We start from the raw sequence: 25978 nt of genomic DNA, 5'->3' as shown, positions 1-25978 counted from the left end.
CGCTGCCACCGTGCGTCCGGCGACAGTGCCCTTCATCCGCCCTGGAGGACTTCACGTCGCCTCCCGGCCCGGCGCCGGAAGCGTCGCCGAGACACGCCAGCCGTCCGCGTGCGGCCCGGCCTCGAACGTCCCGCCCACGAGACCGGCCCGCTCCTTCATCCCCACGAGGCCCGCACCGGCCCCTGGCAGCCGGTCGTCCCGGCTGCTCACCGCGTTGTCGACGGTGATCGACACCTGGTCCGGCTCGTACACCAGATGAACCCTGGCCGGCGAGTCGCCGTGTTTGAGCGCGTTGGTCAGCGCCTCCTGGAGGATCCGGTAGGCCGCCAGGTCGATGGGCGCGGGCAGATCGCGGGGCGGGCCGTCGACGCTCAGCTCGGTGGCCAGCCCGGACTGGCGCGACCGCTCCACCAGGCCCTCGGCGTCGCGCAGCCGAGGTCTCAGGGCCTCGCCCTCGTCGCCCTCCTGCCGCAGCAGCCCGATCATGGAACGCATCTCGGCCAGGCCCTGAACACTGTTCTCCCGTACGGACTCCATGATCGTCCGCACGGTGGCCGCATCGAGGTCCTTGCGCGACAGCACCGCGGTGGACTGGATGGCGATGGCGCTGAAATGGTTAGCGATCATGTCGTGCAGCTCGCGCGCCATCCGCGTCCGCTCGGACGTGATGGCCGCCTGCCGGTCGAGCTCCGCCAGCCGCGCCACCTGCTCGGCCCTGGCCCGCTCGGCCGCCGCCTGGTCGCGGTGCTGGCGCAGGATGTGGGCGGTGGTCACCGGCGTGACCAGGATCAGCCCCAGCTGGACCACGGTGAGCGCGAGCGCCCGCCAGTCGGCCCAGAGAAACCCCGTCACGGCCCCTGTCCCCACCGCCGCCACCGTCGTGATCACCAGCAGCCAGCGGGAGAACCGGGCCGGCCCGTAGAGCGCGGCCGCGTACAGATTGTCGGTGTAGACGAGCACCGTGCCCAGCGACGGCCCCACGAACAGGTCGAGGACGACTCCCACCGTGCCCAACCCGAGCGAGCCCAGCGGCGACCGGTAACGCAGCAGCACGGCCAGACACGTGATCGCCAGCGGGATGGCGAGCACCCAATCGGGCACGCCGCGGTCGATGCGGGCCCCGGACTCGATCAGCGCCAGGCCCACGAGAAAGGCCAGGCCCGCACCCAGCGCCACGCGGTTCATGCCCACATCCCACCACGTCGCGCGGCGGTTTCGATCCTTCGCGGGACGGCCTGTGGATACACACTTCGATGTATCCACAGGCCGTCCCCCAAGAGGATGTTTTCCCTGTACGAGCCGGAAGACTGGACATCGTGATTGTCGCCGTCATCATCGCCTGCGAGATCGGCTTCTGGATCCTGCTCGGTCTCGGCCTCGCCTGCCGCTACCTGTGGAACCGCCGCGCCCTCAGCACCGCGCTCCTGGTCAGCGTCCCCCTGCTGGACGTGATCCTGCTCGCGGCGGCGGTCATCGACATGCGCGGCGGCGCCCCGGCGGACTTCAAACACGGCCTCGCCGCCGCGTACCTCGCCTATTCGATCGTGTTCGGCCACAGCACGCTCAAGTGGGCCGACGCCAAATTCCACCACCGCTACGCCGGCGGCCCCCCACCGCCCCGCCCACCCGAGGCCGGCTCCGCCAGAACCCGCTCCGAGTGGATCTTCTGGCTGCGGATCGTCCTCGCGTACGGGATCGCCTGGGCGGTCGTCCTGGTCATGGGCTGGCTCGTGGGGAAGCCGGGGAGCATGGGGGAGCTGTACATGTTCCTCGGCCAGGCGGCCAAGGTCCCGCTGATCGCCCTGATCTGGCCGGTCAGCTACACGCTGTGGCCCAAGAAGGAGGAACCGGCGGGGTCATGAAAGCCGTAACTGGTTCGAGGCATCGCTCAGAACCCGCTATGCTTGCTTACGCAGCGAGCGGCCGTAGCTCAATGGATAGAGCATCTGACTACGGATAATAACCGGTCAAGCAGCGTACGACCACCCGTTTGAGCAGGACTCCGGGATGCAGCGTACGGGCCGAATCAGACCAGCAATCCCCGATCATCACACGTCGCTGACCTGCGGCTATGACACACGGTAGCCGGGATCGGGGCTAGTTGCCCTCCTCCTCGGGCTCGGGGCCCACGAACGAGCCGAGCCGCAGCCGTGTATATATCAGGCCGCGCTCGCGCAAATCTTTGAGCGCTTTCCGGACCGTATTCGGCGCGACCCCGAATTCTTGCGCAAGCGTATTCTGAGTAAGCCTTTTACCCGGCCCGTATTCGCCACTCTGAATACGTTTCCGTATTTCGGCGGAAATCTGCCGCCAAATCTCTACGTCTTCCCGCCACTCGACCACGTTGTGAGCGTAGGGACGCACGCATGTGCACCCTCCAGCGGATATAAGCGCGCTACAGCGTGCATAAGCGTGACCCAGTCCGGGTAGGGCGCGGGTCGTGGCCGGTGCAGCGTCACCTGCACCGGCCACGCTCACGCACCCCGGCCGGCATCCCCCTCCGGCTCGGCCTGGCGGTCGACAACGAACGTGCCGCGGCCGTGCACCACGGCGAGCAGGCCGCGCTCCGCGAGATCCTTCACAGCTCGCCGGACCGTCACCCGGGCAACCCCATACTGGGCCGCCATGTCGAGCTCCGACGGCATCTTCGCCCCGGGCGTGAGCCGGCCAGACGAGATGTCGGCTTCGACGTCGTCGGCCACCTGCTGCCAGACAAGCTTCGCGCCATGGTGGTCGATCCGACCGCTTCTGTCGTCCAACGCCATGATCCGACGCTAAACGTCGCGTGACCTGCGGGAACGCATGACTACCTTCCCAGAGGTCTTAAGAGGTCCTATGGTGGAAGCAAGGTTTTCCCTGCTAGACAGACTTCGGGCCCGGCAGACGTTGCTGACGCGTCGGCGCGGGCCCTGATCGCACGATGGAGGTGCGACGTATGGCCCAGCGTAACCCGGAGCCGGAGCTCCCGGACATCCCCGAATGCGACGTCGAGAAGACGCCCGACGGCTTCAAAGTCGTCCACGAGAGCGGCACCACGGCGCACGCCCCCGACGCGCGGAAGGCCCGCATCGCCGGCCTACGCCTGCGAGTCCTCGCCGACCTGGCCCGCGACGAGATCATGTTCCGCACCGGGGACCCGACGTGAAGGACATCTGGACCGCCCCGTCCGGGGTGGACAACGCGGGGTGGAAAGTCACGCCCGCCGACCTGAAGCAGGCGCGCGAGGACGCGATAGCGCGCGGCGCCGACCGGTCGTCGCTGGAGCAGCAGTACGCCGCCCTCGTGCGGCAGTACGGCAGCGAAGAGCGGCTATGCGAGGTGTGGACGATGCGGCGGTGGCAGGAGGCGTACGACGAGCAGCTTCACCCGCGCGACGCGGGGCAGGAGCCCCCTCCCGCACCCCCGGCGCCGTCCAAGAGCCCCGACGACCGCAAGCGGCTGATCGCGCTGATCAACCAGTATCCGGAGCTGGCGGCCGAGGTCCTCAAGGACCTGCCGCGCCCGGACCAGTAGCCGCCCGCTCTCCCGCGCCTTCCCATGCTCCAGCGTCGGGAGGGCGGGCTACCAGCTCCATACATGAAGAAGCCCCGCACCCGGGCGGCAACCCGGGGCGGGGTCCTTCTAGCCCAAGACACCAACCTTCCTTGGAGTCCTGAACCATGCATGACGTTAAAGCCGTACCGCAGGACGCGCTACCCCTGCCCGAGATGTCTGGACCGGGACGCCTGCGGCGCATCGCGCGGGCGCTCACCCCCCGCTTCCGCCTCCAGCGCCGCCCCGCACGGCCCCGCCGCGTACCGGCCGCCCCCATCCCTGCCCGGCCCGTCGCCGACCCCGGCGGAGGGCGGCTCATCCGCGGCTCCGCGGTCATCGTCCTGCTCGGCGTCGCGGCCGCCGCCGCATACGTGTCGTACCACCACTTCTACGCGCTCGCCCTCCAGCTCGGCGAGCGGCACGACATGGCCATCCTGTACCCGGCCATGTCCGACGGCGTCATCGTCATGGCGTCCCTCGTCATGGTCTACTGCTCGCGGCGCGGCCTGCCCGTACCGTTCCTCGCCTGGGCCGCGCTCGCCCTGGGCGGGGCGGTCACCCTCGCCGCCAACGTGGCTCACGGCTGGGACGGCGGCACCGGATCGCGCCTGCTCAGCGCCCTCGCACCGGTCGCTTTCGTCGGCGCCTACGAGCTGCTCATGTGGCTGATCCGGTCCGGCCAGAACCACGCCGAGGCGGCACCGGTCGAGCCGGTGGAGAAGATCGTGTACCGGGATCGTGAGGTGCAGGTCGAGGTGGTACGCGAAGTGCGGGTGCTGCCGAAGGACCGGTTCGAGGCGGCCGCGTGGGACTACGAGGACAGCCTGCAGCCAGGCGGCCGGAAGGCGGGCCGGCGGGCGCTGGCGAACCGGTGGGGGATCAGCGAGCGGGAAGCGGTCGAGATTCAGGAGGAGGTGGACGGCCAGCAGGCCGCGCCGCCACCTTCGCTCGCGATCGCCCCGGCAGCGCTTGTGCCGTCGGTGAACGGGGCTCCTGTGGCCGGTACGGGGGTGGCTCCGTGAGGACCGTGTACGTGGTCACCACCGCGCCCGGCGTACGGGCCCGTACCGTACGGGCCGTCCTCCTCCTGATCCTGGCCCGGATCGTGTACGCGCTCGCCTGGACCGGGCACGCGCTCGGCCAGGCGGCCGGCGCGGTGGACGCGGTCGTCACCGCCCGGCTCGGCATCCCCCGGATGGCGGTGCTCGCCAGGCGGGCGCGGGCCGCCCTGCACGAAACCTGGGAGGCGTGAGACGTGGCTCAGAAGAAGGACGTGGCCGGCCTCGACGGCATCGAATTCGACGGGTCTGAGTCCGTGGCGGCGTACGCGTTGAAGGCGCGCGACCACACCAGGGCGCTCTCCCAGGAATTCGAGGGGGCGGGCGACGACCTGTACGGGATCCTGTGCGAGCTCGGCAAGGGCCACCCGCTCGCGTTCGGGATCGACGTCAAACTGCGGGCACGCAAGGTCGCGAAGCGGCTGGAGCGGATGGCCGAGATGGCGTCCTGGGTCGCGGTCGAGTCCGTGCTGCTCAACCAGGAGTACAAGAAGCAGTTCGCCGAGCTGGTCGCGCCGGAGAAGAAGCGCGTCCGAAAGTGGACGTGGTGACGATGGGGCGCAAGACGATCGTCGAAGGCGAAGTCCACGAGTCCTCGCTGGAGAAGGTGGCCGCCCGCGAAGTCTCGAAGGCGGTGGTCTACCTGCCGCCGTGGATCGTCGGCCCGCTGCTGTACGGGCTCGGCTGGGTGCTGCACGTCACGCTCCGCTCGGATGACGCGCAGGTGATCGCGTGGACGATGGTGCTGATGACGGTGTGCGTGATCGCCCTCGCCGTCGTCACCTGGTTCCAGTCGCACGCCCGAAGCGTCTGGGGCCGGGTGCACACGACCGCCACCACGGTGCTGGCCGGGATGTGGATGGTGGCCGCCACCATCAACAGCCCGGCGGCCACCTGGCCGGGACGGCTCGCCCTCATCGGCGGGCTGACCGTCATCTTCTCGTTCAACATCCGGGCCGTGCTCAGGCGTAAGGGGGTGGACGGCGACCAGCTGGTGGCCGACCCCTTGAAGGCGCTGTTCGGTGCGGGCGCGGAGCGGGCCGGGATCACCGCCCAGGCGACCACGACGAAGCAGGGCGAGCACAAGGCCGAGGCCTCGGTGCAGCTGGAGCACGGCAAGGGAACCGCGGAGGACCTGCAGAAGAAGGTGCCGTACATCGAGTCCGGGGCTGGCCTGCCCCCGGGCAGCATCACTGTCAGCCTCGACCCGGACGACGCGTCCAAGGCCAAGGTGACGATCTCGGATCCGCGCGTGCTCAAGAACCGGATCCCGTGGCCCGGTCCCAGCAGGCCGGGAGGCAGCATCGCCGAGCCGATGCGGCTCGCCCTCTGGCAGGACCTGGACCCGCTCGAATACGTGTGCACCGGCCACCACCTCCAGGTGAACGGCATGACCGGGGCCGGCAAGAGCATCGGCGGGGCGTGGAACTTCCTGGCCGAGGCGATGACCCGATTCGACGTGGCCATCTTCGCGGCGGACACGGCGAAGAAGGAGCAGACGCTCGGCCCGCTCCGGCGGGGCCTGCACCGGTTCGAGACCGAGATCGGCGCCGTCCGTGCCCTACTGCGGACGCTGCATGCAGAGGCGCCGAAGCGCACCGACTGGCTGGCGGCCCGCGGCTACCAGAAGTGGGTGCCCGGCTGCGGCCTCACCTACTGGATCATCTGGCTGGAGGAGTTCCCGAAGATCTTCGACGCGCTGCCGGAGAAGGAGCAGGAGAAGTTCCTGGAGCTGGTGAAGGAGCTGCGCAGCGCGGGCGGCACGATCGTCATGTCGCTGCAGCGCTCCGACTACAGCCAGATGCCGACGCTCGCGCGGTCGCAGCTGGCGAAGTGGTGCTTCGGCCTCGAACGCGCCACCGACGGCAAGTTCGCGCTCAGCGAGGCCCAGAGGGATGGCGGCGCCCGGCCCGAACTGTGGGCCAACAAGGTGCCCGGCATGTCCTACCTGGACGCGCCGTCGATCCCGGACGAGCGGATCGCCATGGCCAACCGCACCTTCGACTGGGGCGCCGACGACCAGGAGGCCAACGCCCGGATGCGCCAGCATGCCGACGCGTGGCCGGCCGCGGCGAAGGAGGTCGACGAGTTCACCGCGATCATCGCCGCCAACTTCGGGACCGCCGCGGCTGGGGTCGCCGACGGCCAGGACGATGATGACGGCCAGGAGGAGGAGCCGGTGGCGGGCAAGGTGAAGACGGAGAACCCGTCACCGGAGCTGAAGGCGGGGATCGACGACCCGATCGAACCCGGCGACAACGCCAAGTTCCCGGCCCGGCCGGGCCCGAAGATGGAGCCGGGGGAGGCGCGCGGCGTGCTGCTCGCCCAGCTCGCCGAGTGGGCCAAGGAGGGCCGGGAGGAGTTCGCGGTGCGCGACCTGAAGGAGGTGAAGGAGCGCACCGGCCGCCCCTCCCGCGGCTGGCTCAACGACCAGCTGGCGCTCCTGGCCGACGACGGCGTGATCGAGCGGGACGACGAGCGGCGCTGCTACCGGATCGTCCGCCCCGACGTGCTCGCCGGGGAGACTGTCGGCGTGTGAGTGTCGCCGACAGGGGCCCGGGGTGGACGCGAGGGATCTACAGGTCGGCGCGATGCGACAGGTGTCGCCGACAGTCTCCGACACCCTGGGCGACACCCGGCCGACACTCCTGCAAGATCAAAAACGGGTTTGGGCTCGAAGGCTACGCGCAGCCGTGCGCGCGGGCGGGGGCCGGTCGCTTCCCCACGGCCGGCCCCCACGCCCAGGCTATCCCTGGTTGGTGAACAGGTACCGCTCGTACCGGTGGCAGGCGAACGCCAGCGTCCCCGCGCTGACCACGATCAACCTGCGCGGCACGTCCTGCTCGCCGCCGTCGCTGTTGAGCCACTTCCCGGCCGCCTCCCGCGTGTCCGCCAACTGGCCGGCCAACTCGCCGCCAGCCGAAGCTTCCAGCCTGCGCAGCTGGTAGTGCCAATCGGAGACGTCGTCCGGGTCGAGGTCGGCCCGCGGCGGCGTGTCGAACGCCCCCCGGCGGAAGGCGCGGTCGATCCCGGCCAGGACGTCGGCCAGCTCGCTCGACGTGCATGCCGGGTCGTAGGAGGGGGCCGGTGTGGCGGCCGCGGTGGGGGCTGGGGGAGGTGTGCTGCATGCGGCGGCCGTGAGTATGGCCGCCGCGGCTAAGAGGGTGCGCATGCTGCGGAGGGTACTCGCGCGGCGCCAGGCTGGCCGTGGACACGACGAAGAACGCCCCCGCCCCACCGTGATGGCGGGGCGGGGGCGTTCGCCCGTGTGCGGGTCTACAGGCCGTGCAGGTCCCGGCCGGCGTGCACGCCAGGATGGCCACCAGAGAGCGCCTGGTAGGTGGGGGCCGCCCGGTAGCCGAGCAGCAGCCCGGCCGCGGGCCACGCCGTCTCCAGGAGCCTGACGAGCGTGTAGTAGACGGAGACGGCCAGGGAGACGAGCACCACGGACGAGGGCTCGACCGGGAGGTCGATGCCGTAGCTCGCGAGCCAGGCCGCGACGCTGGGGATCCAGGCGGCGACGTTGGTGCGCAGCCAGGAGACGAGCCAGTCAGACAGGGACATGCGGACCTCCTCAGGAGGCATGGGGGAGAGGGTTGGCCCCGGGTGGTGCCGGGGCCGGGGGTGGCTACTTGGCGACGTAGCCGAACGAGAAGTTGTAGCCCTTGGACTCGACCTGGTCGCCGAGCGTCACCCAGACGCGGTCCCAGTCGGCGTACCGGTTGCCCGCCGGGCCGCTGTTGTTGAACACGTTGCTCTTGTAGCCGCAGACGGCGGGCATGGCGCGGTAGACGTGCCGGACACCCTGCCGGTCGATGCCCGGGGTGCCCTTGCCCATGTGGACGCGCAGCACCGCGCCGGCCGGGAGCACGTCAGGGGTGGCGTCCGCGGCGACGGGGAGGGTGCCAGGGGCGATGCGGGCGGTGTTGCAGCCGCGGGTCTTGTCGCGGCCCTTGGCCCAGGCGTCCTGGACGAGCAGGCCGGCGACGTTGACGTCTGCGCTCGCCTTAACCTCGACGTACTCCGTGTTGTTGTCGACGCTGTCCGCGCCGTAGGAGTTGTAGTTGATCGCCGTGATGTCCAGGCTGGCGATGTCGAGCGCGGCGCTGGCGGCCGTGGCCGACGCGGCGCTGGCGGCGAGCAGGGTGAGGGTGGACACCGCGGCGGCGGCGAGAATCTTCGTGCGCACAGGATGCTCCTGGGCTCGGGGACATGGGAAAGACCCGGCGCGCATTCACGGCGGCCGGGACGACTAGGGGTGCTGCTACTTGGCGAGCAGCTGGCCGAGCATCTTCTCGATGCGGTCGAGCTGGACGCTCTGCGCGTCCTGCTCCATCTCCAGCTCCTGCAGGAAGCTGGCGGGCGACACTTCGCGCTCTTCGAGGGTGCCCTTCTTGCGCTTGATCCGAGCCTTGTGCCACAGGTCGTCGGCGGACACGTCATCCTCCAGGGGGTCGGGTCGGGGCGCGCCGGCGCGTACCCACGCGTACAGGGGGCCGCCCGGGCAGTCGGTGCTGTAGCCGTCGCGGTGGCCCTTGATTTCGGGTCCGGCGCCGCGCTTGCGGAGCAGGTCGATGCCGTCGCGTAGGGCGTTCAGCAGCGCGCTGTTGGGCTGGGTGAAGCCGCTGTTGCCGACCAGGCCGAGGATGGCGTAGTGGTCGGTGTTGAGGCCGGACCCGTTGGCGGCCGACATCACTTCGAAGCCGCGGCCCTCGAAAAGGCGGCCGTGCGGGCAGGCGGCCAGGTTGTAGGCGAAATCCGACCAGCCGTTGCCGTTCATGTGGTGGATCTGGATCTGCATCATCAGCTCGATGCAGCGTGCGTGATCGTCGACGATGCGTGGGTCGACATGCCCGCCCGTGTAGTGGACTTTGACGCCTTTGGTGCGGGCGAGCCGGGTGGGCGCGGTGCGCGGTTTGCGGGCGCCCCAACCGGCGCGGGAGACGATGCTGGCCACGGTCAGTTCTCCTGAGGGGTGAGGTGCTCGTCCAGGCGCGCCGTGGTCTGCTCAACACGGTTGACCACGTCACGCAGCGACGATCCGCCATTCGGCTTCAACTGGGCCTCGATCGCTTCCAGACGCTCCATCACTCCCGGCCTGGCCGGGACGCCGCGGCGCGCTGGCTCGCCCTGCCAGTCGTCCACGAAGTCCCCGACGCGTTTCAGAATTCGCAGGACTTTCACGACGACGACGCCACCGCCCGCCAGGACGACCAGGGCGCCGCAGACGGCGAGGATCTCGGTCACATGAACTCCAGAAGTAGAGGGCGGTCAGATGAAGATGTCAGCGTCGACCAGGCCGGCCCGGATCGCGAGCATGTACAGCCGGAACCGTTCGAGATCGTTCTGAACCCGCTCCCCGTAGGTGGGGTCGTACGTGCCCGGCCACGCGTTCGGCGTTTCCAGACCGTCCAATCCGCCGATGTCAGGTGTGGTCTGCGGCGGTGGCGGATCCGGGAAGTCGATGCCGCGCACGGTGCGGGCGGCCGTCTCCAACTTCTGCAGGCGCCTCTCGATGTCCCTGAGGATGCGTTCCAGGTTGGCGCCGTACTGGTCCGTCATGGCACCTCCACGGATTCGAGGGTGAGGGTGACTTCTTCGCGGCCCCGCCCGCGCCCGGTCGGCCGCACCCGGATCTCGAGGATGCGCTCCGAGATGTCGAGGCCGGCGCCGCCGTCGACGCTCTCGTGCCATACGTCGGTGATCAGCATCCGCAGCCGGTCACCAAGCGAGTTCATGGTGATCGTGGTCTTCTTGGCCGGGACGATGGTGACAGTGCGGACCCAGAGGGCGCCGCCGGCGATCTCGGCGTAGTACTCGGCGAGCTCGTCCAGCTCGTCGCCGTCGATGCTCTGGGTGGGGTGGTCGACGTGGTGGTCGATGCGTGGCCAGCCCGCGTCCCGGTGCGGTGTCTCGACCGGGTTGGAGAAGACGGCGAAACCATCTGTCTCCGGATCCAGTTGGAGGGTGCCGCCGCGCGCCCGCCAGTCCGTGCCGCCGCGCAGCGGGTCTACGTCGACCCCGTATTCGAGGATGTCGCCGCCGTGCGGGCTGGTGGAGACGACGTGGGCGATCCCCGTATCGAACCGCGGTGAGGCCCACTTCCAGGTGGAGACGACGCCCGACTCGCCGACGCTCTCGGCCAGGAAGTACTCGAAGCCGTCCGCCGACTTGGAGTACTCCTCGATGGCGCGGCCGTACGAGGTGTTGTCTTCGGGCTTCACCGCGAACGGCCTGGTCTTGCCGCTGCTACCGGTCTGGTAGGTGATGCCGAGGTCGATGTCGTCAGCCTCCGACAAGGCGAACGCCAGGAAAGTCCTGGCGTTGGCGACCTGGTCGCTGGAGGCGGACAGGTTGTTGCGGACGATGAGGCTGTACCAGTAGGCGTCCAGGGTGGCACCGCGCAGCTCGATGCTGATCTTGCCGTCGCGGCCGCGGGTGAGGCGGGAGCCGGTCAGCCAGTACCGGCCCCACAGCTGGCCGTCGCGCCAGATGCGGATCTCGACGCGGCCCGGGCCGGTCGTCATATCGGATTTGACCTTGGGGATGACCCTTCGTACGGCGCGCGCGACCCGCTGGTTGGGGATCGGCAGCGACCCAGAGAAGGATCCGGGCTCGCGCAGCCTCTTCGAGTATTCGACGTCGCGCGGGTAGATGTCGTCGATGTACTCGCCGGTCTTGAAGTCGTGCGCCGTGTACCTGTAGAGCGCGCGCCCGCTGACGGCGAAGGCGGGCACCGGCGGCGGCGGTGGCACCGTGTTGGCCGGGGAGACGATGATCGTCCACGACTGCCAGGCGATGACGAAGTCGCCCCGGGTGGAGATGGTCTGCTGCGGCAGATCCGTCGACGACAGGCTGGTGCGGGCGCCCGCCCAGATGGCGTCGCCGTTCTCGACGGCCTGGTCCTGGTGCGTGTACCCGCCGCCCGAAAAGTTCAGGTCGTCGACCGAGTTGTAGGCGAGGGCGACCCGGATTTCGGCGCCGCCGGCGACGCCTGGGGCCGCGGCCGGGCACGGCACGCCGCTCTCTCGGAACCCGCCGCTCGTGGATTCGATGATGAGGTTGGACAGGGTGGCGTCGCGCAGGTGGGCGAGTGCGACCAGGCCGGAGTCGAAGGCGCCCAGCTCGACCCGGTAGCGGGTCGGGTTGGTGGTGCCGGCCACCTGCGCGTACAGGCGGGTCTTGTACTGGTCAGTGTTCTCGGCGAGCACCGTCCACGGGCTGCCGCCGGTGATGTCGATGTCGTCGACGTCGCCGGTGGAGGACACGAGGGCGAGGATGATGTCTCCGGGCTGGACGCCGTCGGGGGCGTCGACGAGGTCGAAGTCGTCGACGGCGTACACGTTGACGGAGCGGGGGGATGCGGTTCCGGCCATGCCGCTCACCCCCTTGCGGTCAGCTGACGGCGTGCCGCCAGAACGTCTCCATGCCGGCCGTGCCGCCCGTGTCGGCCGTGTAGAACAGGGTGTTCGGCCCGGGATCGAACACGAAGTCCTGGACGCTGCTGCTGCCTTCGACGAGGTCGTTGAGCTTGTTGGTGTCGCCGATGGCGACGGTTCCCTCCTTGACGTCGACGATCAGCGTTTCGCCGTCGGCGACCGTGGTGGAGAACGCGATCACCCTGTCCGTGGTCAGGTTCTCGACTTGGATGCCGGTCGCCGGGCCCGGGAAGCGGAGCTCGCCCGGCGTCGAATCGTTGCCGTTGTTGAGGATCGACGTCTCGACGTCCTTGGCGATCGTCAGCGACGACCGGACCGGGTCATACCGGCGCGGGTCGGAGGCGATCCATTGGAGGGCGCCGCGCATCAGGCCCAATCTGGCCTGCTGGTTGATGGGGCCCGGCAGGCGGTCGGCCAGGTGCGCCCGTACGAGCCGCGGCTGCAGGTCGTCGAAGTCCCAGATCACCAACCAGCCTTCGTCCTCGCTCTGGGCTGGGCCGGTGGCCATCACCAGGTCATGCACGACCTGGCCCATCGTGGCGCGCGGCGCCTTGATCAACATCCCCCAGTTGATGGTCCGCTCGGCGGTATACGGCTGCCCCGGGTAGGAGCCGCTGCTGTCGGGCCGGTCGACGTTGCCGGAGATGAACGGCGCCGAATCCGTCCAGCCCTGCAGCTCCTGCCAGCTGTACGGGGTGAGCGAGCCGAGCAGGAAACCATTCCACTCGATCTGGCCTGCCCGGCTGATCTGGTCTCCCGGCAGGACGGGCACGGTCACCGACGGCGCTGGCACGTCGGCCACCACCGCGACGGTGGCGAGGGTGACCGACGCGCTGGACGACACGTCGGGCCCGTACAGGGCGGCGACGGCTTCGATCGTGTTGAGGGTGGCATCCGCGCTGGCAGCGACCGCCGGATCGGGCACGCCGGCCGCCGCCTCGATGGTGGCGGGGACGACGAGCTCCACGTCCTGGGTCGTCACGGACGGGGCCGGTACGGCGGCCTCGACCGCCACGGTGGCCGGGGTAGCCGTCGACCCGGCCGACACGTCCGGGCCGGGTAGTGCCGCGGTGGCGGCCACGGTGGCAGGGATCGGTTCGGCGCCGATGCCGACCACAGGATCGGGGACGGCGGCGACGGCCGCCACCGTGCCCGGGGTGGCTTCAGCGTCTTCGCCGGCGGACGGCAGGAAGATCGTGAAGCCTACGTAGGACACCATGGTCCCGGAGGCGGTGAAGTTGAGCGCGCCCGTGGCCGCCGCCGACGACAACACCTTGTAGGCGGCGGTCAGATGCGTGTAGCCGCCGATGTTGATGTCGGCGCCGGACGGCTCCGTGTAGGTGGCCGGGGCGGTGAACGTGCGCCCGGTTTCGTTGCCGTCTCCGGCAGCGAACCGGACCTCGATGCCGCTCGCCGTGGACGGGGTGACCGAAGGGGTGGAGACGTTGCTGCCGGATCCGGAGGACGAAGCCGCCGACACTGCGGGGAGCTCGGCCCCCGAGATGCAGATGAGGATCGCTGCTGCCGCGTCCGAAGCCGTCTTCGTCAGCGTGTACGTGGCCGGCTCGGACGCGCCGGCGGCTTTGAGGAAGACGCGGCCGCGCGTGTACGTCTGTGCGGACGCCTGCGACAGTTCCACCGAGAATCCGGACGGGGCGGTGAGCGTGGTGACCGCGCCGGAGTCGGTGGCGTGGGCGAGGACGAGGATGTCGCCCTCGGTGGTGCCTGGCGGGCGGTTGATCGTGTAGGTGCCGCTGGCGTCGTTGGTGGCTGTGGTGTGGGAGCGGTATGCGGCGACCATGCAGCCCCTCCCTTCCCCCGGTCATGGGAAAGCCGCCCCGGGAGGCGGCGGATCAGCGGGCTGTGCTGGGGGTTATGGGGTGAGGTCGAAGGTGACGAGCCCGTTGCTGTGCGGGGTGACGAGCAGGGTGCCGTCGCTCGTGTTGACGGGCGAGATGGTGACCCCGAACATGAGCGGATCACCGCTCACCGCGGCCGCGTACACGTCGATGTGCGCCACCCCGGACAGGGTGGAGCCCTCCCACTGGAATGCGTTCGAGCTGTACTTCATCAGGCCGGCTCCCGGCCGGGTGAACGCGGTGCCGGTGACGACGACGCCGCCGGCCGTGTAGCCCGTGCCGACGATCTCGTTCGTCGTCGAGTACGACGTGTCCGAGTTGTAGTTGGCCGCGGACGCCCTCGTGCTGTTGTAGAGGGCGGCCTGGTGGTCCTCAGCGTCCCAGGCGAGTGCGAGCCCGGTGGCGTCGAGAATGTCCTCCATCGTCGGCAAATACACGCCAGAAGCCATGTCAGCGCCCCCCGTCCGTGGTCGTGTTGGCGCGGCGGGCCTTCGGCTTCACTGTGACCGCGGGCAGGGTGACGTCCGCGCTGCCGGGCGGCAGGTCCGGCGGCACCGGATCGCTTTCGACCACACCGCCGAGCTCCTGCAGCTGCCGCCGCAGCGGAATGGCGAGCGCGGTCAGCGTCTCCAGCTCGGCCCGGGCCGCGGTGAGCGCCTGCTCAACCTCGGCTCGTGCGACCAGGTCCTCGCGGGCGTCGTTCTTGCCGTCCTTGACCAACATGGGCCCGGCCAGGATCTGCTCCAGCCGCGGGATGGTCCGCGACTGGAGTTTCACGATCTCGGCCTCTCTGCGCAGCCAGGTGCGGGTCTCCTCCAGCCTGGCGGCGGCCTCCTGCTTGGCTTGCTTGGCCGCGCGGATGGCGGCCCGGTCGCCGCCGTCGACGGCCTCCCAGTACGCCTCCTTCGCCTGATAGAGCGCCTCCTCCAGAGGAGTGCACGCGTCCTCCAGGGCTCGCACAGCGGCGCGCTGGCGCTGGCCGTGCCGGACGATCCGTTTCGCCATGTCAGGTGTACTCCTTGCTGATCGTGACCCCGGTCCACGGGTTGACCTTGAAGTGGGGGAGGACGATGCGCGCGTCCTGCCCCTCCCAGCGCATGCGGACCCGGTTGCCGAGCTGGTCGCGGATGACCTTGATCCAGTGGCCGGTCAGCTCGTCGCGGTACTCGGTGACGTGCGGCTTGACCTGGTGGGTCCAGCCGCGCGGCCGGACCTGCACGGACTTGAGCCGCCGCAGGTCCATGGCGCTGTATCCCTGCACGCCCATGCGGGTCCTCCTACGTGAGTCCTTGGGCCAGAACCTTGAAGCCGATGGTGTTGCCGATCTTGTCGATGTCGGCCTCCTCGCGCACCGTCCACGACGAGCCGCTCATGTCGACGAGCGGCACGCTGGCGGCGGTGCCGTAATGCCCGCCGACCAGGCCACCCGGCGACTTCGACTTCGGCCCCGGAGGGATCACCGACCCTGCCGACGATCCGCGGTCGGCAGGGTGACTGCCCGGCCCCGGCGGGATCACCGACCCTGCCGATGACCCGCGGTCGGCCGGGTCGCCGCCCTTGCCCGCCTTCTGCGCCGGCGCTTTCGCGGCGGCTGCCTTCGCCGCCACGATCGCCTGCGCGAGCTGGCCGACGCTGCTGGTCAGGTCGCCGATACTGGCACCCATGCGGCCGGTCATGTCGTCGACCACGGCGGAGACGGTGCCGGCGACGCCGTGCGTGATGTCGCCGATCCGATCTCCCGCGTCCTCCACGCTCCGGGTGATCTGGTCGGATCCGGTGATCCAGGAGTCGGCGACCTGGCCGCCGGTCTCGCCCACGCCGATGATCGCCGACGTGAGCGTGCCGGACGCGCCGAGGCTCCCGGAGACGACGCCCATCGCGGACTCTAGGCCGGTGGACACGATGCCGGCGCCCTGGTTGATGACGTCGGATGAGTCCTGCATGCGCTTGCTGGCCTGCTTGTTGAACACCTCGACGCCGAGCGCGTCGGCCACCTCGGCCAGGATGCCGAGGGCGCGTGAGCGGTGCTTGCCGCTCATCGGGATGAAGGCTTCCCGCCCGGCCTCGCCGAAGATCGTGTTGTTGTGGGGCAGGAAGGTGGCCTTGTCGGCGATCATCGGCGGAGGCGGCCCGCTCGACGACCCGGACGTGATGCCTCCGGCGGCCATGTAGCGGGTGTTGCCGTCGCCGGAGTAGATGCCGCCCGACGCCCGGGTCTTCTGGGCGATGGCCGCCCGGCCGGACGGGTTGTCGTAGATGGTGCGGACGTGCACGTCGATGGTGCCTTTTTGGCGGGCGACGTACAGCAGGAAGTCGGCGATCTGCTTCTTCCCGGCCGCGGTGCTGGCGTCGATCTCCACCTTCTTCCCGTTGGGAAGAATCTTGATCACTTCGCCGAGTTCGTTGACGGCGAGTATGCCGCCCTTCGTCTTCTGCGTCGTGATGCCGAGGCTTTCGCCGAGCGCGGCGATCGCCGCCTTCGCCGTGTCGTTGCTGCCCGCGTACGCGGTGAGCTGCGGCAGAGCGGACAGGAAAGCAGCCGTCGACTCTTTCGTCTTGCCGGTCGAGTCCATCTCGGCCATCGACCGTTTCGCGATCGCGCCAGTCAGCTCCTGCACCTTGGCCAGGCGGTCAGTCTCCGACATTTTGGCGATCTTGCCCGCTTCGGCCGATTCCTCCAGCGCCCTCTTGAGCCCGATTTCGGCTTCGAGCGCCTTCGCGGCCGGATCGTAATGCTCTTTCAGGGCCTCGTTGAGGTCGCGGACGCTGGACGCGGCGTCGCCGCCGGCCTTGCCGAGATCGTATTGGGCTGCGATCGCCTTGCGGACGGACAGCTCCATCGCCGCCATGCTGTTGGGGAGTTCTTCGAGGGCGCGCATCTGCTCTTCGGGGCTGCCGCCCATCAGCCGGTCCACCAGGGTGGTGGGGTTGGTGGCGGTCAGCGTGTCGAACGCGACCTTGATCTCGTCCGCCCAGCTCAACACGTCGGCGCCGACCTGCAGCAGCCCGACCGCGTCCTTGATCAGGTTGGCGAGCATGGCCGGGTTCTCGTCCATGATCTCGGCGAAGGTGGAGAAGGCGCCGCCGAGCGCGTCCATGATCGCGGGCATTTCCCGGCCCAGATTCGCCAGCAGATCGCCGAAGGAATCGCCGACCTTTTCCAGGTGGGGCATGATCCGCTGGACGCCGACACCGACCCCGTCAACGAAGGCGTCCACATCCGGGACCAGGTCGCGGAAGATCCGGGACAGGGCGGGCTTGATCCGCTCGAAGGTCGAGATGGCGACGTCGGCGGCCCGTACCGTGCTGGCTTCCAGCGGCTGAGCCGCGTCCGCCATGTCGGCCTTGATCACATCAGCGGCCTGAGACCAGGTCGCCTGCACCTTCTCCGACTGGCTCACGGCCATGATGCCGGCCGTGAGCAGGCCTGCGCCGATCGCGAGCACGATCCCGGATGCGGCGACACCGGCCACGGCGGGCAAGGCTTGGATGGCGGCGGCCAGGATGCCGACCTTCGCGGGCCCCATCTCGCCGACCGCGCCGAGCGCGGCGTTCATCGCGGAGCCGATCGCCGACCCGGCCTTGTCGGCCTGGTCGACGATCGGCCTGAACACGTCCTCGCTGGCGAACCGGCCCTTCGCGTCGCGCAGGCGGCCGTCGGCGCCGCGCCAGAACCCGTCTGCGGTCCGCTCCCCGGCCCGCTCCGCCTCCACTTCCAAGGCGGCCAGAGCCGCGAGGGCGGCGGCGGTGTCCACGTCGACGTCGATGTCGATGTGGCCATACCGGATCAGGTCGTCGGCGGCCCGCTCGACGTCGGCCAGGGCGTCCACCGCGGACCTGGCCATGCTCTGGAAGGCCTTCGACGTGGTGGATTCCATGCGCGCCGTCGACCGGGTGGCGCTGGACTCCATCGACTTCAGGCCGCGGTCGACGTCGCGGGCGCCGCGCTGGAAGTCGCGGTCGTCCATCTCGACGTAGGCGACCAGCTCGCCGACGGTGAGAGGCATGAGAGACCACCGCCTCTCACCTGGTTACAGGGTGTCGATGAAGTCGGCGGCACGCTCGCCGGACAGTTCGAGGGGCGCGTTGGCGACGACGAGCCGGTAGACGCTGTCGACGGAGAGGCCGTCCAGCAGCGTCCAGAACTCGCGCCACGTCAGGCCAGCTATCGCTTTCGGCGTGAGCTGGTATTCCCTGCGGAAGTCGGCTTCGATGAGCCGCCAGTAGCGTCGGATTCGTCGCTCGGCCGGGTCGAGGTCGTCTCCGCCGCCGCTTTTCCCGGGGCCTGCCGGGCCTGGAACCGCTCGTACGCTTCCCGGAACGAGATGGGCCGGCCCCGCCCGCAGGAGATGCCCCAGGTGAGCACGACCTGGTATTCGCGTTCGCCCATCCCGGCGGCGAACCAGGCGTCGAGCACGTCCACGCCGAACAGGTCCTGCAGCAGCTGCTTGAAGGTGGCTTCGTCGTAGGCGGCCCGGGCGCGGCGAAGCTTCTCTTCGAAGCCGAGCGGCAGGTCTACGGGGATGCGCACCTGGATGCCGCGGATGGTGGTGGACGGCTCCTGGCCGCGCTCGGCCGCCTCCTGGCGGAGGGTTTCGTCCCAGAACGCGTCCCACGAGCCGTACTCTTCGTCGTCGTCGTCGTCGTGCTCGTCGTGGTCGACTGGCTCGGTGGTCGACACGGCCTATTCCACCGCCTCGGTGGTGGTCAGGCCGGACTTGGTGATGGTGGCGGCCCAGGAGCTGATCGCGTTGGTGTCGCCGCCCTTCTCGCCCAGCACCGTGGTGGCCTCCCAGATCTTCCACGAGGTGTGGCGGGGGTGCCGGAACCGGTAGCGGGCGATGGAGTCCTCGCCGAGCTTGTCTTCGCCGGCGTTGGTTTCGACCTGGGCGCGGCCCGGCTTCGCCGCTCCGGTCGACGAGTCGTTCTCGTCCTGCCCGGACAGGGTCATGCTGGCGCCGCGCTGCATGATCCACTCTTCGTAGGCGCCCTGGGAGTCGAAGTCGGTGCGGTCGGCCCGCTCCACGTTCTCGCTCGGGTTGATCGTGATGTTGGCGAGGTTTTCGACCCGCAGCCACGTGTCGGTGGTGGTCTCCACCTCCACGATCAAGTCCCTGGCCTTGATCTTGACGGAAGTCATCAGTTCTCCCTGTTCGTGCTCGTCCGGCTGATCTCGCAGCGGAAGTTGACCGTGAACTCGGCGCGGCCGTTCTGGTCCTGGCCGATGTAGACCGGCCCCGCCTGGAGGCCGACCATGAGCGATAGGCGGGTGCCGCCCGGCAGGGCGACGTCCTGCAGCCCGTTGAGCGCGTCGTACAGCAGTTCGGCGTCGCGTTCGGCCACCCGGTGATCGGTCGACGGGCCCCGCGTACGGAACTGCACCCTGGGCTCGTCGTAGTTGTCCGCGAGCCGGGACTCCGGCCCGCCATACCGGGCCACCGCTACCGCCCGATCCGGCGAGGCCGGCATCTTCGTCGCGTACAGCGGGCCGACGTCGAGGTCGAGCAGCTGCACGTAGGCGATGAGCTCTTCCAGGAGGGTCACCGCAGGGACCGCCTGATCTGGGCGGCGATCAGCTCCTGCATCTGCGGCCACTCGGTGACGGCCGGCCCTTCCAGATACTTGGCGGAGCGGGGCGGGTCATGCCGCCACGTCAACTCCTCATGCTGGCGGGCGGCGTACACGGTGTCGTAGGAGACGGCGCCCTTCAACCCGTCCACGCTCGTCGTGCCCGACCGCTCCAGGGTGCCTTCCTCGTGCGGGACGATCTCGCGGCTCGCCTGCAGCAGATGCTCCAAAGCGACCTTCAGCCCGGCCACTGCGCCTTCCCGCTCGCGGTCGGCCAGATGCTGCGTGTTCACCTTCAAGCTCGCGCGCTGCGCCATCCCCGCCCCCTTACCGACCACGTAAACATTCGATACTCTGATTAGGTGGATTTGACCTGCTCAGTAGTACATTGCGAGCGGCCTGTGTGGGTGAAGATGCGCGGCTGGTGCTCGATGCACTACAACCGCTGGATCTTGCACGGAAACCCCGAACCGATCATGCAACGAATCGTTGGCGACGATGAGAAGCGGTTCTTCAGCAAGGTGCTCAAGACCGAGACCTGCTGGGTCTGGCAAGCGAAAACCAGGACGCGCGGCGGTTATCCGCTCTTCTCGGTTGCCCGGCGCTGGAAGATGGCGTCGCGGGTGGCCTACGAGTGGTTCGTCGGACCCATCCCTGACGATTTCCAGATCGATCACTTGTGTCGAAACATTACGTGCGTGCGGCCCGACCACCTCGAAGCCGTGACCCAGGCCGAGAACAGGCGCCGCCAGTCAGAAGCCGCTGGCGCAATCGGTCGAAGGTGTGAACTCCCCGGATGTGATCGGCCCTACAGGACGACGGGGATGTGCAACATGCACTATGTCAGGAGTAGGCGCGGCCAACTCACATGAGGCTCACTTCAAGATGGTCGGGTGTGGGGAGGCCGCCGCCGTCGCGCCGGGACGCGGCCAGCACCACCGTGGTGCGGCCGGAGGGGAGGGTGACGCGGGAGTGGACGGGGCAGACGGTGTCGAGCGGCATGTAGACGGTGGACTCGGACACCACCTGATCGCCGGTCGGACCGACTACCAGCCGCCGCTTGTCGTCAACGAAGCACAGCACGCTGGCCTGCTCGCCGTACTGCGGCCCGAACGGGCCGTCACCCGTGTGCGGCTCGATCTGGACGGTGTGGCGTAGCAGGAAGGCCGGGATGTCACCCATCCGCTGCCTCGCACACCGGGTACGTCCGCGGGCTGTGCCCGGTGAGGCCAGCCAACTGCAGGACGGAGAAGGCTTGTGGTGCGAGGGGGCGGGCGGCCGAGCCTCCGCCCGCCCCCCCGGTCTGGGCGCGGGCCAGCTGCACGGACCCGATCGACACCGCGCTGTAGGCGGCGATGCCGCCGGTGCCGGTCGTGTCCCCGGTGTCGAGCCAGTAGGCGGCCTGCTCGATCGTCGCCTCCCGCAGCGCGGTGACGACGTCTTCGTCCTCGGTGTCGTAGACGGCCGAGATGAGTGCTGCGTCGACGTCCCTGCTGGCGAGGGTGAGCAGGCGGCCGATGTTCGCCGGCGCGGTGGTGCCGGTCTCGTCCTCGTACTCCTCGCTGGTGGCGTACGCCATCCCTGCCCCTCCACTCGATGGTTGTGCGCGGGCGGGCGCGCGCACCCTCCAGAACCCCTCGCCCGCCCGCACGATCTAGGCGTCCAGGACGGCGACCATCACCCCGGACGGGGTGGTGCCGGCGTAGTCGACGTGGACGGAGCCGTCCGCCTGCCGATGCTCCGGCCCGAACGGGCCCGCGATCCTGTACTCGCCGGCCGGGACGGCGATCGTCGTGTCCGCGATGGCGAGCTGGCCGCGGCCGACCGTGGCCGGCGTGGGCACGGTGATGGTGAGCGCGCTGTCGTCGCCGTTGAGGACGTACAGGAGCCGGTGCGGCGCCCATGGGAACGAGTTGCCGTCGGTGAGTTCGGCCGCCTGGTCGACGTCGGCCGGGTCGATGCCGGCCTCGGTCAGGGTGGTGACGGTGACCGCGGTACGCGCCATCGCCTACTCCTTGGACTGGGTGGAGCGCCTGCGGCGCGCGGGTTTCGGTGAGGGGGTGGTGGGGGCGGGCCCGTGGTTCCCGGCCCCCGCCACGTCCTCGGTGATCTCGAACGACGGCGGCTGCTCGCGCAGCGCCTGAGCCTGTTCGGGATCCTCGACCTCGGCCCGGCCATCCTTGAAGGTGACCAGGCCGAGGCGTGTCCGGATCGGGACTTCCCCGTCGGGGAAGCGCCCGCAGCGGAAGACCGGCACCGGTCTACGCGCCGCTCGGGGCGCCGACGCGTAGCAGCTTGCCGTGCGCCCGCTCGTTGCCGTACTTGAGGCCGATCTCGCCGTAGATCTGCCGCTTCTCCGCCGCGCCGGAGCGGGCAAGCTCTTCGACGAACAGGTGGCCCTTGCCCGGGATGGGCAGGAAGACCGGGGCGCATTCGTCGAGGGAGACGACGGCGAGCGTACTGGTGGGCATGTGCCTGTTCAGCATCAGGTTGAGCCGCCCGAAGTCGCACTCGAACGTCATCAAGCTGACGCCGCCGACGGTGCGGGTGGTCTCCTGGAAGTTGCGGTCCTTGATGAAAATCTTGGTCAGGGCCCGCTTCAGCGAGGCGCCGGCCATCACGGTGGCGGTCTCCGACTCCTGGATGCCGCCGTTCTCCCACACCGTCTGCAGCAGGTCGAACACGACCGCGTCGGTGAGCGGGGTGGGCTCGACCACGGCGGCGCCGCCGTCGGTGCTGAACGCCACCGCAGATCCGCCCGGCCGGGTCGACACCGTGAAGGTGTTGGCGTCCGGGGCGGTGCGCACGTAGTAGATGGTGTCCTCGACCAGCACGCCGACGGCGCCGCCGGTGAGGGTGTGGACGATGATCTGGTCGCCGACGGCAAGCCCGTGGGAGGTGATCGTCCACACTTCGGTGTCGGACTCGATGGTGGCGGTGCCGACCGTGGTGCCGTGCGTGGTCGTGTTGGTGCTGGCCGCTTCGAGGATGCCGCGCGTCCGCCTCGCGGTGCCGTTCGTGTTCGGGTTGTTGAACGTGCCGACGATGAAGCTGCGCTCGACGTCGCGGGCGATCTGCTTCAGGTGCTGGGTGATCTGCCAGTCGAGCTCGTTCAGCACCGGGTTCGACCCGTTGACGCCGACGGAGCCGGCGTGGCTGGAGCCGGTGCTGTTGTACTGGCCGGTGGCGGCCAGCTTCGTGTAGGAGAGCTCCAGGGCTTCCTGGTGGATCTCGACCACGTTGGTGACGTTGCTGCGGGTGCGGGCCTCGGCTGTGGGCGCGTCCGCGCCTTCCACGCGCTGCCTGGTCGCGGACGCGTCACGCAGGTCGTAGCTCTGCCACTGGAACAGGGTGGCGTCGGCCGGGGTGCCGCCGGTCAGGCCGCCGATGGCGCTGAGGAAGGGGGTGTCTTCGGGGGTGACGGCGAAGAGTTCGCCGACGTAGTTCGGCAGGTCGAAGGTGTCGCCCTGCCCGGTGATACCCGCCATGGGGTGTCATCCTCTCTGGTCGAGGTCGGGCAGGCGCGGCGCCTGGCCCTGTCGTCTACTGCTTGGTCTGTTCGAGGGCGAGCTGGGACTTCAGCTGGCGTGAGAGTTTCCAGTCGCCCTTGGTCTCGGCCTCGCGGATCTGCTCGCGCAGGTTCTTCGCGGGGGTTCCGCTGCCGTTGCCGCCGCCGAAGTCGCCGCCCGACGATCCGGGCGGCCCCTTGGGGGTGAGCTTGGCCAGCTGGTCGACCGCGGCGCTGATGGCCTTGCCGTCGACGCTGCCGTCTTCGGCCACGAACCTTGTCTTGTCGATCAGGTCGGCGGCCGGGCCGAGCTCGATGCCCTTCTTCGCCAGTGCGGCCTCGAAGCGGGCTTCGGCCAGGACGCGGCCGTGCTCGCGTGCCGCCTCGGCGCGGCCCTCGGCGCGCGCCAGTTCGACGGCCTTCTCCTGCTCCGACATCGCGGCCTCGCGCGTCCGCTGCAGTTCCTCGGCCGCCTTGCTGTTGGCCTTGGCCTGCTTCTCGAAGGCTTTGCGCTGCTCGCGTTCGGAGGCGAGCGCCGACTTCAGCTTGGCCAGGTCGTCGGTGTCGGTGGACGTCCCGTCCCCCGCCGTCGTGTCGTCCTGGACGGTGGCGTCGTCGGTGGTGGTGTCGTCAGCCATGCGGCTGCTCCTTCAGGTGGGGATGCGCGGCGTCACGCCGGGCATGCCGAAAAGCCCGCCGAGCGTCACGCTGGGCGAGGCGCCCGCCAGGGTTGGCGGGAAGACTCAGATGTCAGGCAGGGCGGATGGTGGCGTACCCGTTCGACCAGCCGCCCTCGGCCAGAGCAGCGAACACGCCCCGGTCCGAACCGTCGGGGGTGCGTGCTCGCAGGGATTCGAGCACCGGCCGGGCCGCGCCGGTGTCGTAGGCGAGCCGCCCGTCGGCGAGGGTGATGGTGTCGAGCAGCTGGTCGTCGGCGTCGACGTAGTGGAGGGTCATCAGGTGATTCTCCGCTTGTCGCCTTTGGCGTGGGGTGCGATCGCCTCCAGCCGGGCCATCATCGCCTCCCACCAGTCCAGCCTGCCCAGCTGCTGGAAGTCTGGCCGGAGCTGGGTGAGGCGTTGGCGGGCGGTGTCGATGTCGGCTGGGGAGAGGTCGTTGTCGATCCATTTGCCGACGCCCTTGTTGTTCGGGATTTCCCGCATGAACAGGGTTTCGAAGGTGCCCGCCTTGTGCAGGACCGGGCGGCCGTCCCGGATCGGGTTGAGCATCTTGTCGCGGTAGCGGAAGGCGAGGCCGTGGTCGATGGAGATGAGCCGTCCGCGCTGGTGGAGCCAGTTGCCGCCGTGCCGGTCCGGGTAGTCGACGAGCGCGTCGAGGAAGCCCATCCGCCAGCCGTCGTCTGATCGGACGTAGCCGGTGGGGCGGCGGCTGCTTTCGGCGAGCTTGCCCTCCATGAACTCCTGATACATCTCGGTGGGGCCTACCCGGTGAACTTGCGGGGCCGGGACACCGAGGGCGCGTGCGACCTTGCCGCCGAGCTCTTCGGCGTCGGCCTGGTTGACGGCGTCGTCCGAGATGTGCGTCCTCTTCGTGACCTTGTGGACGACCTTGGATCCGTCGTTGAGGACGACCAGGCTGGTGTCGCCGTACATGCCGCCCGACAGTTCGGTGCGGGAGCGTTCGCCGGACGCGATGCGGTCGGCGAGCGTCTTCTCCTGCCGCGGCTGCTCCGGCTCCGGCGAGGGCTTCGCCTTCGGTTTCGGGGCGGGCTTCGGCTTCGGTTCCGGCTTCGCCGCGCGCTCGCGCAGAGGCTCGGGGGCGGGCGGTTGCGGGGCCGGGACCACGGCCGGGGTCGGCGTGGTGGGCGGTGTCGGCGGCGGGGTCAGGTCGGTGATCGGACCGCCCGGCGCTTCACCGCCGCGGGGGATGTTGCCGGCGCCGATCTGCTCCCGGTACGGCAAGCGCTTCAGGAACGGGTGCTGCTTGAGGTGTGCGCGGAGCGCCTCCTGGGCGGCGCGCACGTCGGCGGCGGCCTGCTTCTTGGCTTCCGGGGTGAGCGCGCCCACCTCGGCCTCTTTCGCGGCCCTGATGCGGCGTTCGAGGGCACGCTGCTTCTGGCGGGCCTTGTCGCCGTTGGGGTCGGCGGTGCCCGTCCGGAGTTTGGTGACGCCGGGCAGGTACGCGGACACGGAATGTCTGCAATTCGGGTGCATGAGGCCCTTGGCCATCGCCCCGGCCAGGGTGTCGAGCACGTCGACTTCGATCATCTCGCCGTCGCGGGTGGCGTGCTCTACCTGGATCTTGCCGGTCTGGCCCGCATCCCTGCGCAGCACCTTCGACTCGAACGGGCGGCAGCGTTTGCACTCCTGCACGTTGTCGGACACGTACACGAGGTCGATGCCGATCTCCTGCAGCCGGTCGGTTTGGCCTTGGGTGGCGGCCCGCTGAATGTTGGTGCGCGCCATCATCTCCACGTAGCTGGAGAGCCGCCAACGCCTGTTCGCCCTGTCGGTGAAGCTGCTGATGCCCTTGTCCATCAGCGCCTGCCACGCGGCCTGCGACGCTTCCCGCCTGGTGTAAGCCCCGGACGCGATGCGGGCGGCGGCCCCGGCCTGGACGGCACGGTAGGCGTCGACGGGGGCGCGCAGGATGTTGGCGTCGACTCGGCCCACATCGCGGTGCAGGGCCTGAGCCAGGTTCTCCATGAGGCGGGCGTTCGGGATGACGGCGACCGCCTGGCGGGCGGCCGGGCCCACCGTGGGATCCCACGACGCGGGCAGGTCGACGGTGGCGGCGTCCTGGCCGGTGCGGTACGCCGCGGCGATGGCTTCCCGGATCCGGCCGGCGCGGGCGGCCTGGAGTTTGGCCAGGATCCGCCGGGCCGTCTCCTGCAACTGCCGGACCGCGTCGAGCTTCTCCTCCTGGAAGGGGGACGGCAGGTCTTTGCGCAGACGCTGGGCGACCGTGCGCACCAGCGCGGTTTCTACTTCGCGGTAGAGGTCGGCGATGGTGCCGGCGATGCGGTCGAGCAGGTCCTGGTCGACGGCCACG

Annotated in this window: 36 protein-coding genes; 9 read left to right on the top strand and 27 right to left on the bottom strand. The window is 69.7% G+C overall.

All coding sequences use genetic code 11. The features are described from left to right. Positions 1-51: 51 nt before the first annotated feature. A complete protein-coding gene (locus AB0K05_RS25050) occupies positions 52-1185 on the bottom strand; it encodes a histidine kinase (RefSeq protein ID WP_271276286.1) in 1134 nt (377 codons plus the stop codon). 131 nt (positions 1186-1316) lie between these two features. Here AB0K05_RS25050 and AB0K05_RS25045 point away from each other — a divergent pair, with 131 nt between their 5' ends. Then, positions 1317-1862, top strand: a complete 546-nt coding sequence (locus tag AB0K05_RS25045; RefSeq protein ID WP_364232074.1) for a hypothetical protein — start codon at positions 1317-1319, stop codon at positions 1860-1862. Between the two features lie 235 nt (positions 1863-2097). Here AB0K05_RS25045 and AB0K05_RS25040 read toward each other — a convergent pair whose 3' ends face one another. Beyond that, complete coding sequence (locus AB0K05_RS25040; protein ID WP_364232071.1) at positions 2098-2343, bottom strand: winged helix-turn-helix domain-containing protein; 246 nt, start codon at positions 2341-2343, stop codon at positions 2098-2100. A 131-nt stretch (positions 2344-2474) separates the two neighbouring features. Continuing rightward, on the bottom strand, positions 2475-2765 hold the full coding sequence (locus AB0K05_RS25035; RefSeq protein ID WP_364232068.1) for a GntR family transcriptional regulator: 291 nt from the start codon (positions 2763-2765) through the stop codon (positions 2475-2477). A 170-nt stretch (positions 2766-2935) separates the two neighbouring features. On the opposite strand from AB0K05_RS25035, the gene AB0K05_RS25030 reads away from it, so the two are divergent. From AB0K05_RS25030 to AB0K05_RS25005, 6 genes are all read left to right on the top strand, one after another. Then, positions 2936-3145, top strand: a complete 210-nt coding sequence (locus AB0K05_RS25030; RefSeq protein ID WP_364232065.1) for a hypothetical protein — start codon at positions 2936-2938, stop codon at positions 3143-3145. Beyond that, on the top strand, positions 3142-3513 hold the full coding sequence (locus AB0K05_RS25025) for a hypothetical protein (RefSeq protein WP_364232062.1): 372 nt from the start codon (positions 3142-3144) through the stop codon (positions 3511-3513). Before AB0K05_RS25030 ends, AB0K05_RS25025 begins: the two co-directional genes overlap by 4 nt. Before the next feature lie 146 nt (positions 3514-3659). Beyond that, positions 3660-4556 carry a DUF2637 domain-containing protein gene (locus AB0K05_RS25020; protein WP_364232060.1) on the top strand — a complete coding sequence of 299 codons (897 nt, stop codon included), beginning with the start codon at positions 3660-3662 and terminating at the stop codon, positions 4554-4556. After that, positions 4553-4786 (top strand): hypothetical protein, encoded by a 234-nt coding sequence (locus AB0K05_RS25015; RefSeq protein WP_364232058.1) that lies wholly within the window; start codon positions 4553-4555, stop codon positions 4784-4786. Before AB0K05_RS25020 ends, AB0K05_RS25015 begins: the two co-directional genes overlap by 4 nt. Positions 4787-4789: 3 nt before the next feature. After that, positions 4790-5143: a hypothetical protein gene (locus tag AB0K05_RS25010; protein ID WP_364232055.1), complete on the top strand. Its 354-nt coding sequence runs from the start codon at positions 4790-4792 to the stop codon at positions 5141-5143. Further along, positions 5131-7131, top strand: a complete 2001-nt coding sequence (locus tag AB0K05_RS25005; protein WP_364232052.1) for a hypothetical protein — start codon at positions 5131-5133, stop codon at positions 7129-7131. Before AB0K05_RS25010 ends, AB0K05_RS25005 begins: the two co-directional genes overlap by 13 nt. A 207-nt stretch (positions 7132-7338) precedes the next feature. Here the strand turns inward: AB0K05_RS25005 and AB0K05_RS25000 are convergent, their stop codons facing one another. The 12 genes from AB0K05_RS25000 to AB0K05_RS24945 all read right to left on the bottom strand — a co-directional run bounded on the left by AB0K05_RS25000 (position 7339) and on the right by AB0K05_RS24945 (position 17645). Next, positions 7339-7764, bottom strand: a complete 426-nt coding sequence (locus AB0K05_RS25000; RefSeq protein ID WP_364232049.1) for a hypothetical protein — start codon at positions 7762-7764, stop codon at positions 7339-7341. A gap of 104 nt (positions 7765-7868) precedes the next feature. Continuing rightward, positions 7869-8156, bottom strand: coding sequence for a hypothetical protein (locus AB0K05_RS24995; RefSeq protein ID WP_364232046.1), 288 nt, complete (start codon positions 8154-8156; stop codon positions 7869-7871). Positions 8157-8220: 64 nt separating this feature from the next. Further along, the gene (locus tag AB0K05_RS24990) at positions 8221-8781 is read right to left on the bottom strand and encodes a hypothetical protein (RefSeq protein WP_364232043.1); all 561 of its coding nucleotides are present in this window, start codon (positions 8779-8781) and stop codon (positions 8221-8223) included. A gap of 75 nt (positions 8782-8856) precedes the next feature. Then, the gene (locus AB0K05_RS24985; RefSeq protein WP_364232040.1) at positions 8857-9549 is read right to left on the bottom strand and encodes a peptidoglycan recognition family protein; all 693 of its coding nucleotides are present in this window, start codon (positions 9547-9549) and stop codon (positions 8857-8859) included. Positions 9550-9551: 2 nt separating this feature from the next. Beyond that, positions 9552-9839: a hypothetical protein gene (locus AB0K05_RS24980; RefSeq protein ID WP_364232037.1), complete on the bottom strand. Its 288-nt coding sequence runs from the start codon at positions 9837-9839 to the stop codon at positions 9552-9554. 24 nt (positions 9840-9863) lie between these two features. Next, the gene (locus AB0K05_RS24975) at positions 9864-10154 is read right to left on the bottom strand and encodes a hypothetical protein (RefSeq protein ID WP_364232035.1); all 291 of its coding nucleotides are present in this window, start codon (positions 10152-10154) and stop codon (positions 9864-9866) included. Further along, positions 10151-11968 (bottom strand): hypothetical protein, encoded by a 1818-nt coding sequence (locus AB0K05_RS24970; RefSeq protein ID WP_364232033.1) that lies wholly within the window; start codon positions 11966-11968, stop codon positions 10151-10153. Before AB0K05_RS24970 ends, AB0K05_RS24975 begins: the two co-directional genes overlap by 4 nt. A 19-nt stretch (positions 11969-11987) precedes the next feature. After that, positions 11988-13832: a hypothetical protein gene (locus AB0K05_RS24965; protein WP_364232030.1), complete on the bottom strand. Its 1845-nt coding sequence runs from the start codon at positions 13830-13832 to the stop codon at positions 11988-11990. 72 nt (positions 13833-13904) lie between these two features. Further along, positions 13905-14312: a hypothetical protein gene (locus AB0K05_RS24960; RefSeq protein ID WP_364232028.1), complete on the bottom strand. Its 408-nt coding sequence runs from the start codon at positions 14310-14312 to the stop codon at positions 13905-13907. Between the two features lie 28 nt (positions 14313-14340). Beyond that, positions 14341-14895 carry a hypothetical protein gene (locus AB0K05_RS24955; RefSeq protein WP_364232025.1) on the bottom strand — a complete coding sequence of 185 codons (555 nt, stop codon included), beginning with the start codon at positions 14893-14895 and terminating at the stop codon, positions 14341-14343. A 1-nt stretch (position 14896) separates the two neighbouring features. Then, entirely contained in the window at positions 14897-15157 is a 261-nt protein-coding gene (locus AB0K05_RS24950) for a hypothetical protein (protein WP_364232022.1), read from the bottom strand. Between the two features lie 10 nt (positions 15158-15167). Next, positions 15168-17645: a hypothetical protein gene (locus AB0K05_RS24945; protein WP_364232019.1), complete on the bottom strand. Its 2478-nt coding sequence runs from the start codon at positions 17643-17645 to the stop codon at positions 15168-15170. Between the two features lie 10 nt (positions 17646-17655). On the opposite strand from AB0K05_RS24945, the gene AB0K05_RS24940 reads away from it, so the two are divergent. Further along, on the top strand, positions 17656-17868 hold the full coding sequence (locus tag AB0K05_RS24940) for a hypothetical protein (RefSeq protein WP_364232016.1): 213 nt from the start codon (positions 17656-17658) through the stop codon (positions 17866-17868). Positions 17869-18055: 187 nt separating this feature from the next. Here the strand turns inward: AB0K05_RS24940 and AB0K05_RS24935 are convergent, their stop codons facing one another. From AB0K05_RS24935 to AB0K05_RS24920, 4 genes are read right to left on the bottom strand one after another with little or no spacing between them, the layout of a single operon-like run. Further along, entirely contained in the window at positions 18056-18571 is a 516-nt protein-coding gene (locus AB0K05_RS24935) for a hypothetical protein (protein WP_364232013.1), read from the bottom strand. 3 nt (positions 18572-18574) lie between these two features. Then, on the bottom strand, positions 18575-19030 hold the full coding sequence (locus tag AB0K05_RS24930) for a hypothetical protein (protein WP_364232011.1): 456 nt from the start codon (positions 19028-19030) through the stop codon (positions 18575-18577). Beyond that, positions 19030-19434, bottom strand: coding sequence for a minor capsid protein (locus AB0K05_RS24925; protein WP_364232008.1), 405 nt, complete (start codon positions 19432-19434; stop codon positions 19030-19032). Before AB0K05_RS24925 ends, AB0K05_RS24930 begins: the two co-directional genes overlap by 1 nt. Then, complete coding sequence (locus AB0K05_RS24920) at positions 19431-19775, bottom strand: hypothetical protein (protein ID WP_364232005.1); 345 nt, start codon at positions 19773-19775, stop codon at positions 19431-19433. The genes AB0K05_RS24925 and AB0K05_RS24920 overlap by 4 nt, the downstream gene beginning before the upstream one ends. Before the next feature lie 96 nt (positions 19776-19871). Here AB0K05_RS24920 and AB0K05_RS24915 point away from each other — a divergent pair, with 96 nt between their 5' ends. Next, positions 19872-20330, top strand: a complete 459-nt coding sequence (locus tag AB0K05_RS24915; RefSeq protein ID WP_364232113.1) for an HNH endonuclease signature motif containing protein — start codon at positions 19872-19874, stop codon at positions 20328-20330. Here the strand turns inward: AB0K05_RS24915 and AB0K05_RS24910 are convergent. From AB0K05_RS24910 to AB0K05_RS24875, 8 genes are all read right to left on the bottom strand, one after another. Next, positions 20323-20640 (bottom strand): hypothetical protein, encoded by a 318-nt coding sequence (locus AB0K05_RS24910; RefSeq protein WP_364232003.1) that lies wholly within the window; start codon positions 20638-20640, stop codon positions 20323-20325. The genes AB0K05_RS24915 and AB0K05_RS24910 overlap by 8 nt on opposite strands. Continuing rightward, entirely contained in the window at positions 20633-21037 is a 405-nt protein-coding gene (locus AB0K05_RS24905; RefSeq protein ID WP_364232000.1) for a hypothetical protein, read from the bottom strand. Before AB0K05_RS24905 ends, AB0K05_RS24910 begins: the two co-directional genes overlap by 8 nt. A 75-nt stretch (positions 21038-21112) precedes the next feature. Next, a complete protein-coding gene (locus tag AB0K05_RS24900; RefSeq protein WP_364231998.1) occupies positions 21113-21463 on the bottom strand; it encodes a hypothetical protein in 351 nt (116 codons plus the stop codon). Positions 21464-21466: 3 nt separating this feature from the next. After that, positions 21467-21715: a hypothetical protein gene (locus tag AB0K05_RS24895; protein WP_364231995.1), complete on the bottom strand. Its 249-nt coding sequence runs from the start codon at positions 21713-21715 to the stop codon at positions 21467-21469. A gap of 4 nt (positions 21716-21719) precedes the next feature. After that, positions 21720-22946 (bottom strand): DUF5309 family protein, encoded by a 1227-nt coding sequence (locus AB0K05_RS24890; RefSeq protein ID WP_364231993.1) that lies wholly within the window; start codon positions 22944-22946, stop codon positions 21720-21722. Positions 22947-23001: 55 nt separating this feature from the next. Then, a complete protein-coding gene (locus AB0K05_RS24885) occupies positions 23002-23604 on the bottom strand; it encodes a hypothetical protein (protein WP_364231990.1) in 603 nt (200 codons plus the stop codon). A 112-nt stretch (positions 23605-23716) separates the two neighbouring features. Then, positions 23717-23923, bottom strand: coding sequence for a hypothetical protein (locus AB0K05_RS24880; RefSeq protein WP_364231987.1), 207 nt, complete (start codon positions 23921-23923; stop codon positions 23717-23719). Beyond that, positions 23923-25977, bottom strand: coding sequence for a phage minor capsid protein (locus AB0K05_RS24875; protein WP_364231985.1), 2055 nt, complete (start codon positions 25975-25977; stop codon positions 23923-23925). The genes AB0K05_RS24880 and AB0K05_RS24875 overlap by 1 nt, the downstream gene beginning before the upstream one ends. Position 25978: the final 1 nt, after the last annotated feature.

It is taken from the genome of Nonomuraea sp. NPDC049486 (assembly GCF_040676925.1).
Lineage (GTDB): Bacteria > Actinomycetota > Actinomycetes > Streptosporangiales > Streptosporangiaceae > Nonomuraea > Nonomuraea ferruginea.
Note: the sequence above shows the minus strand (reverse complement) of the source record. Positions and strands in the feature narration are given on the sequence as shown.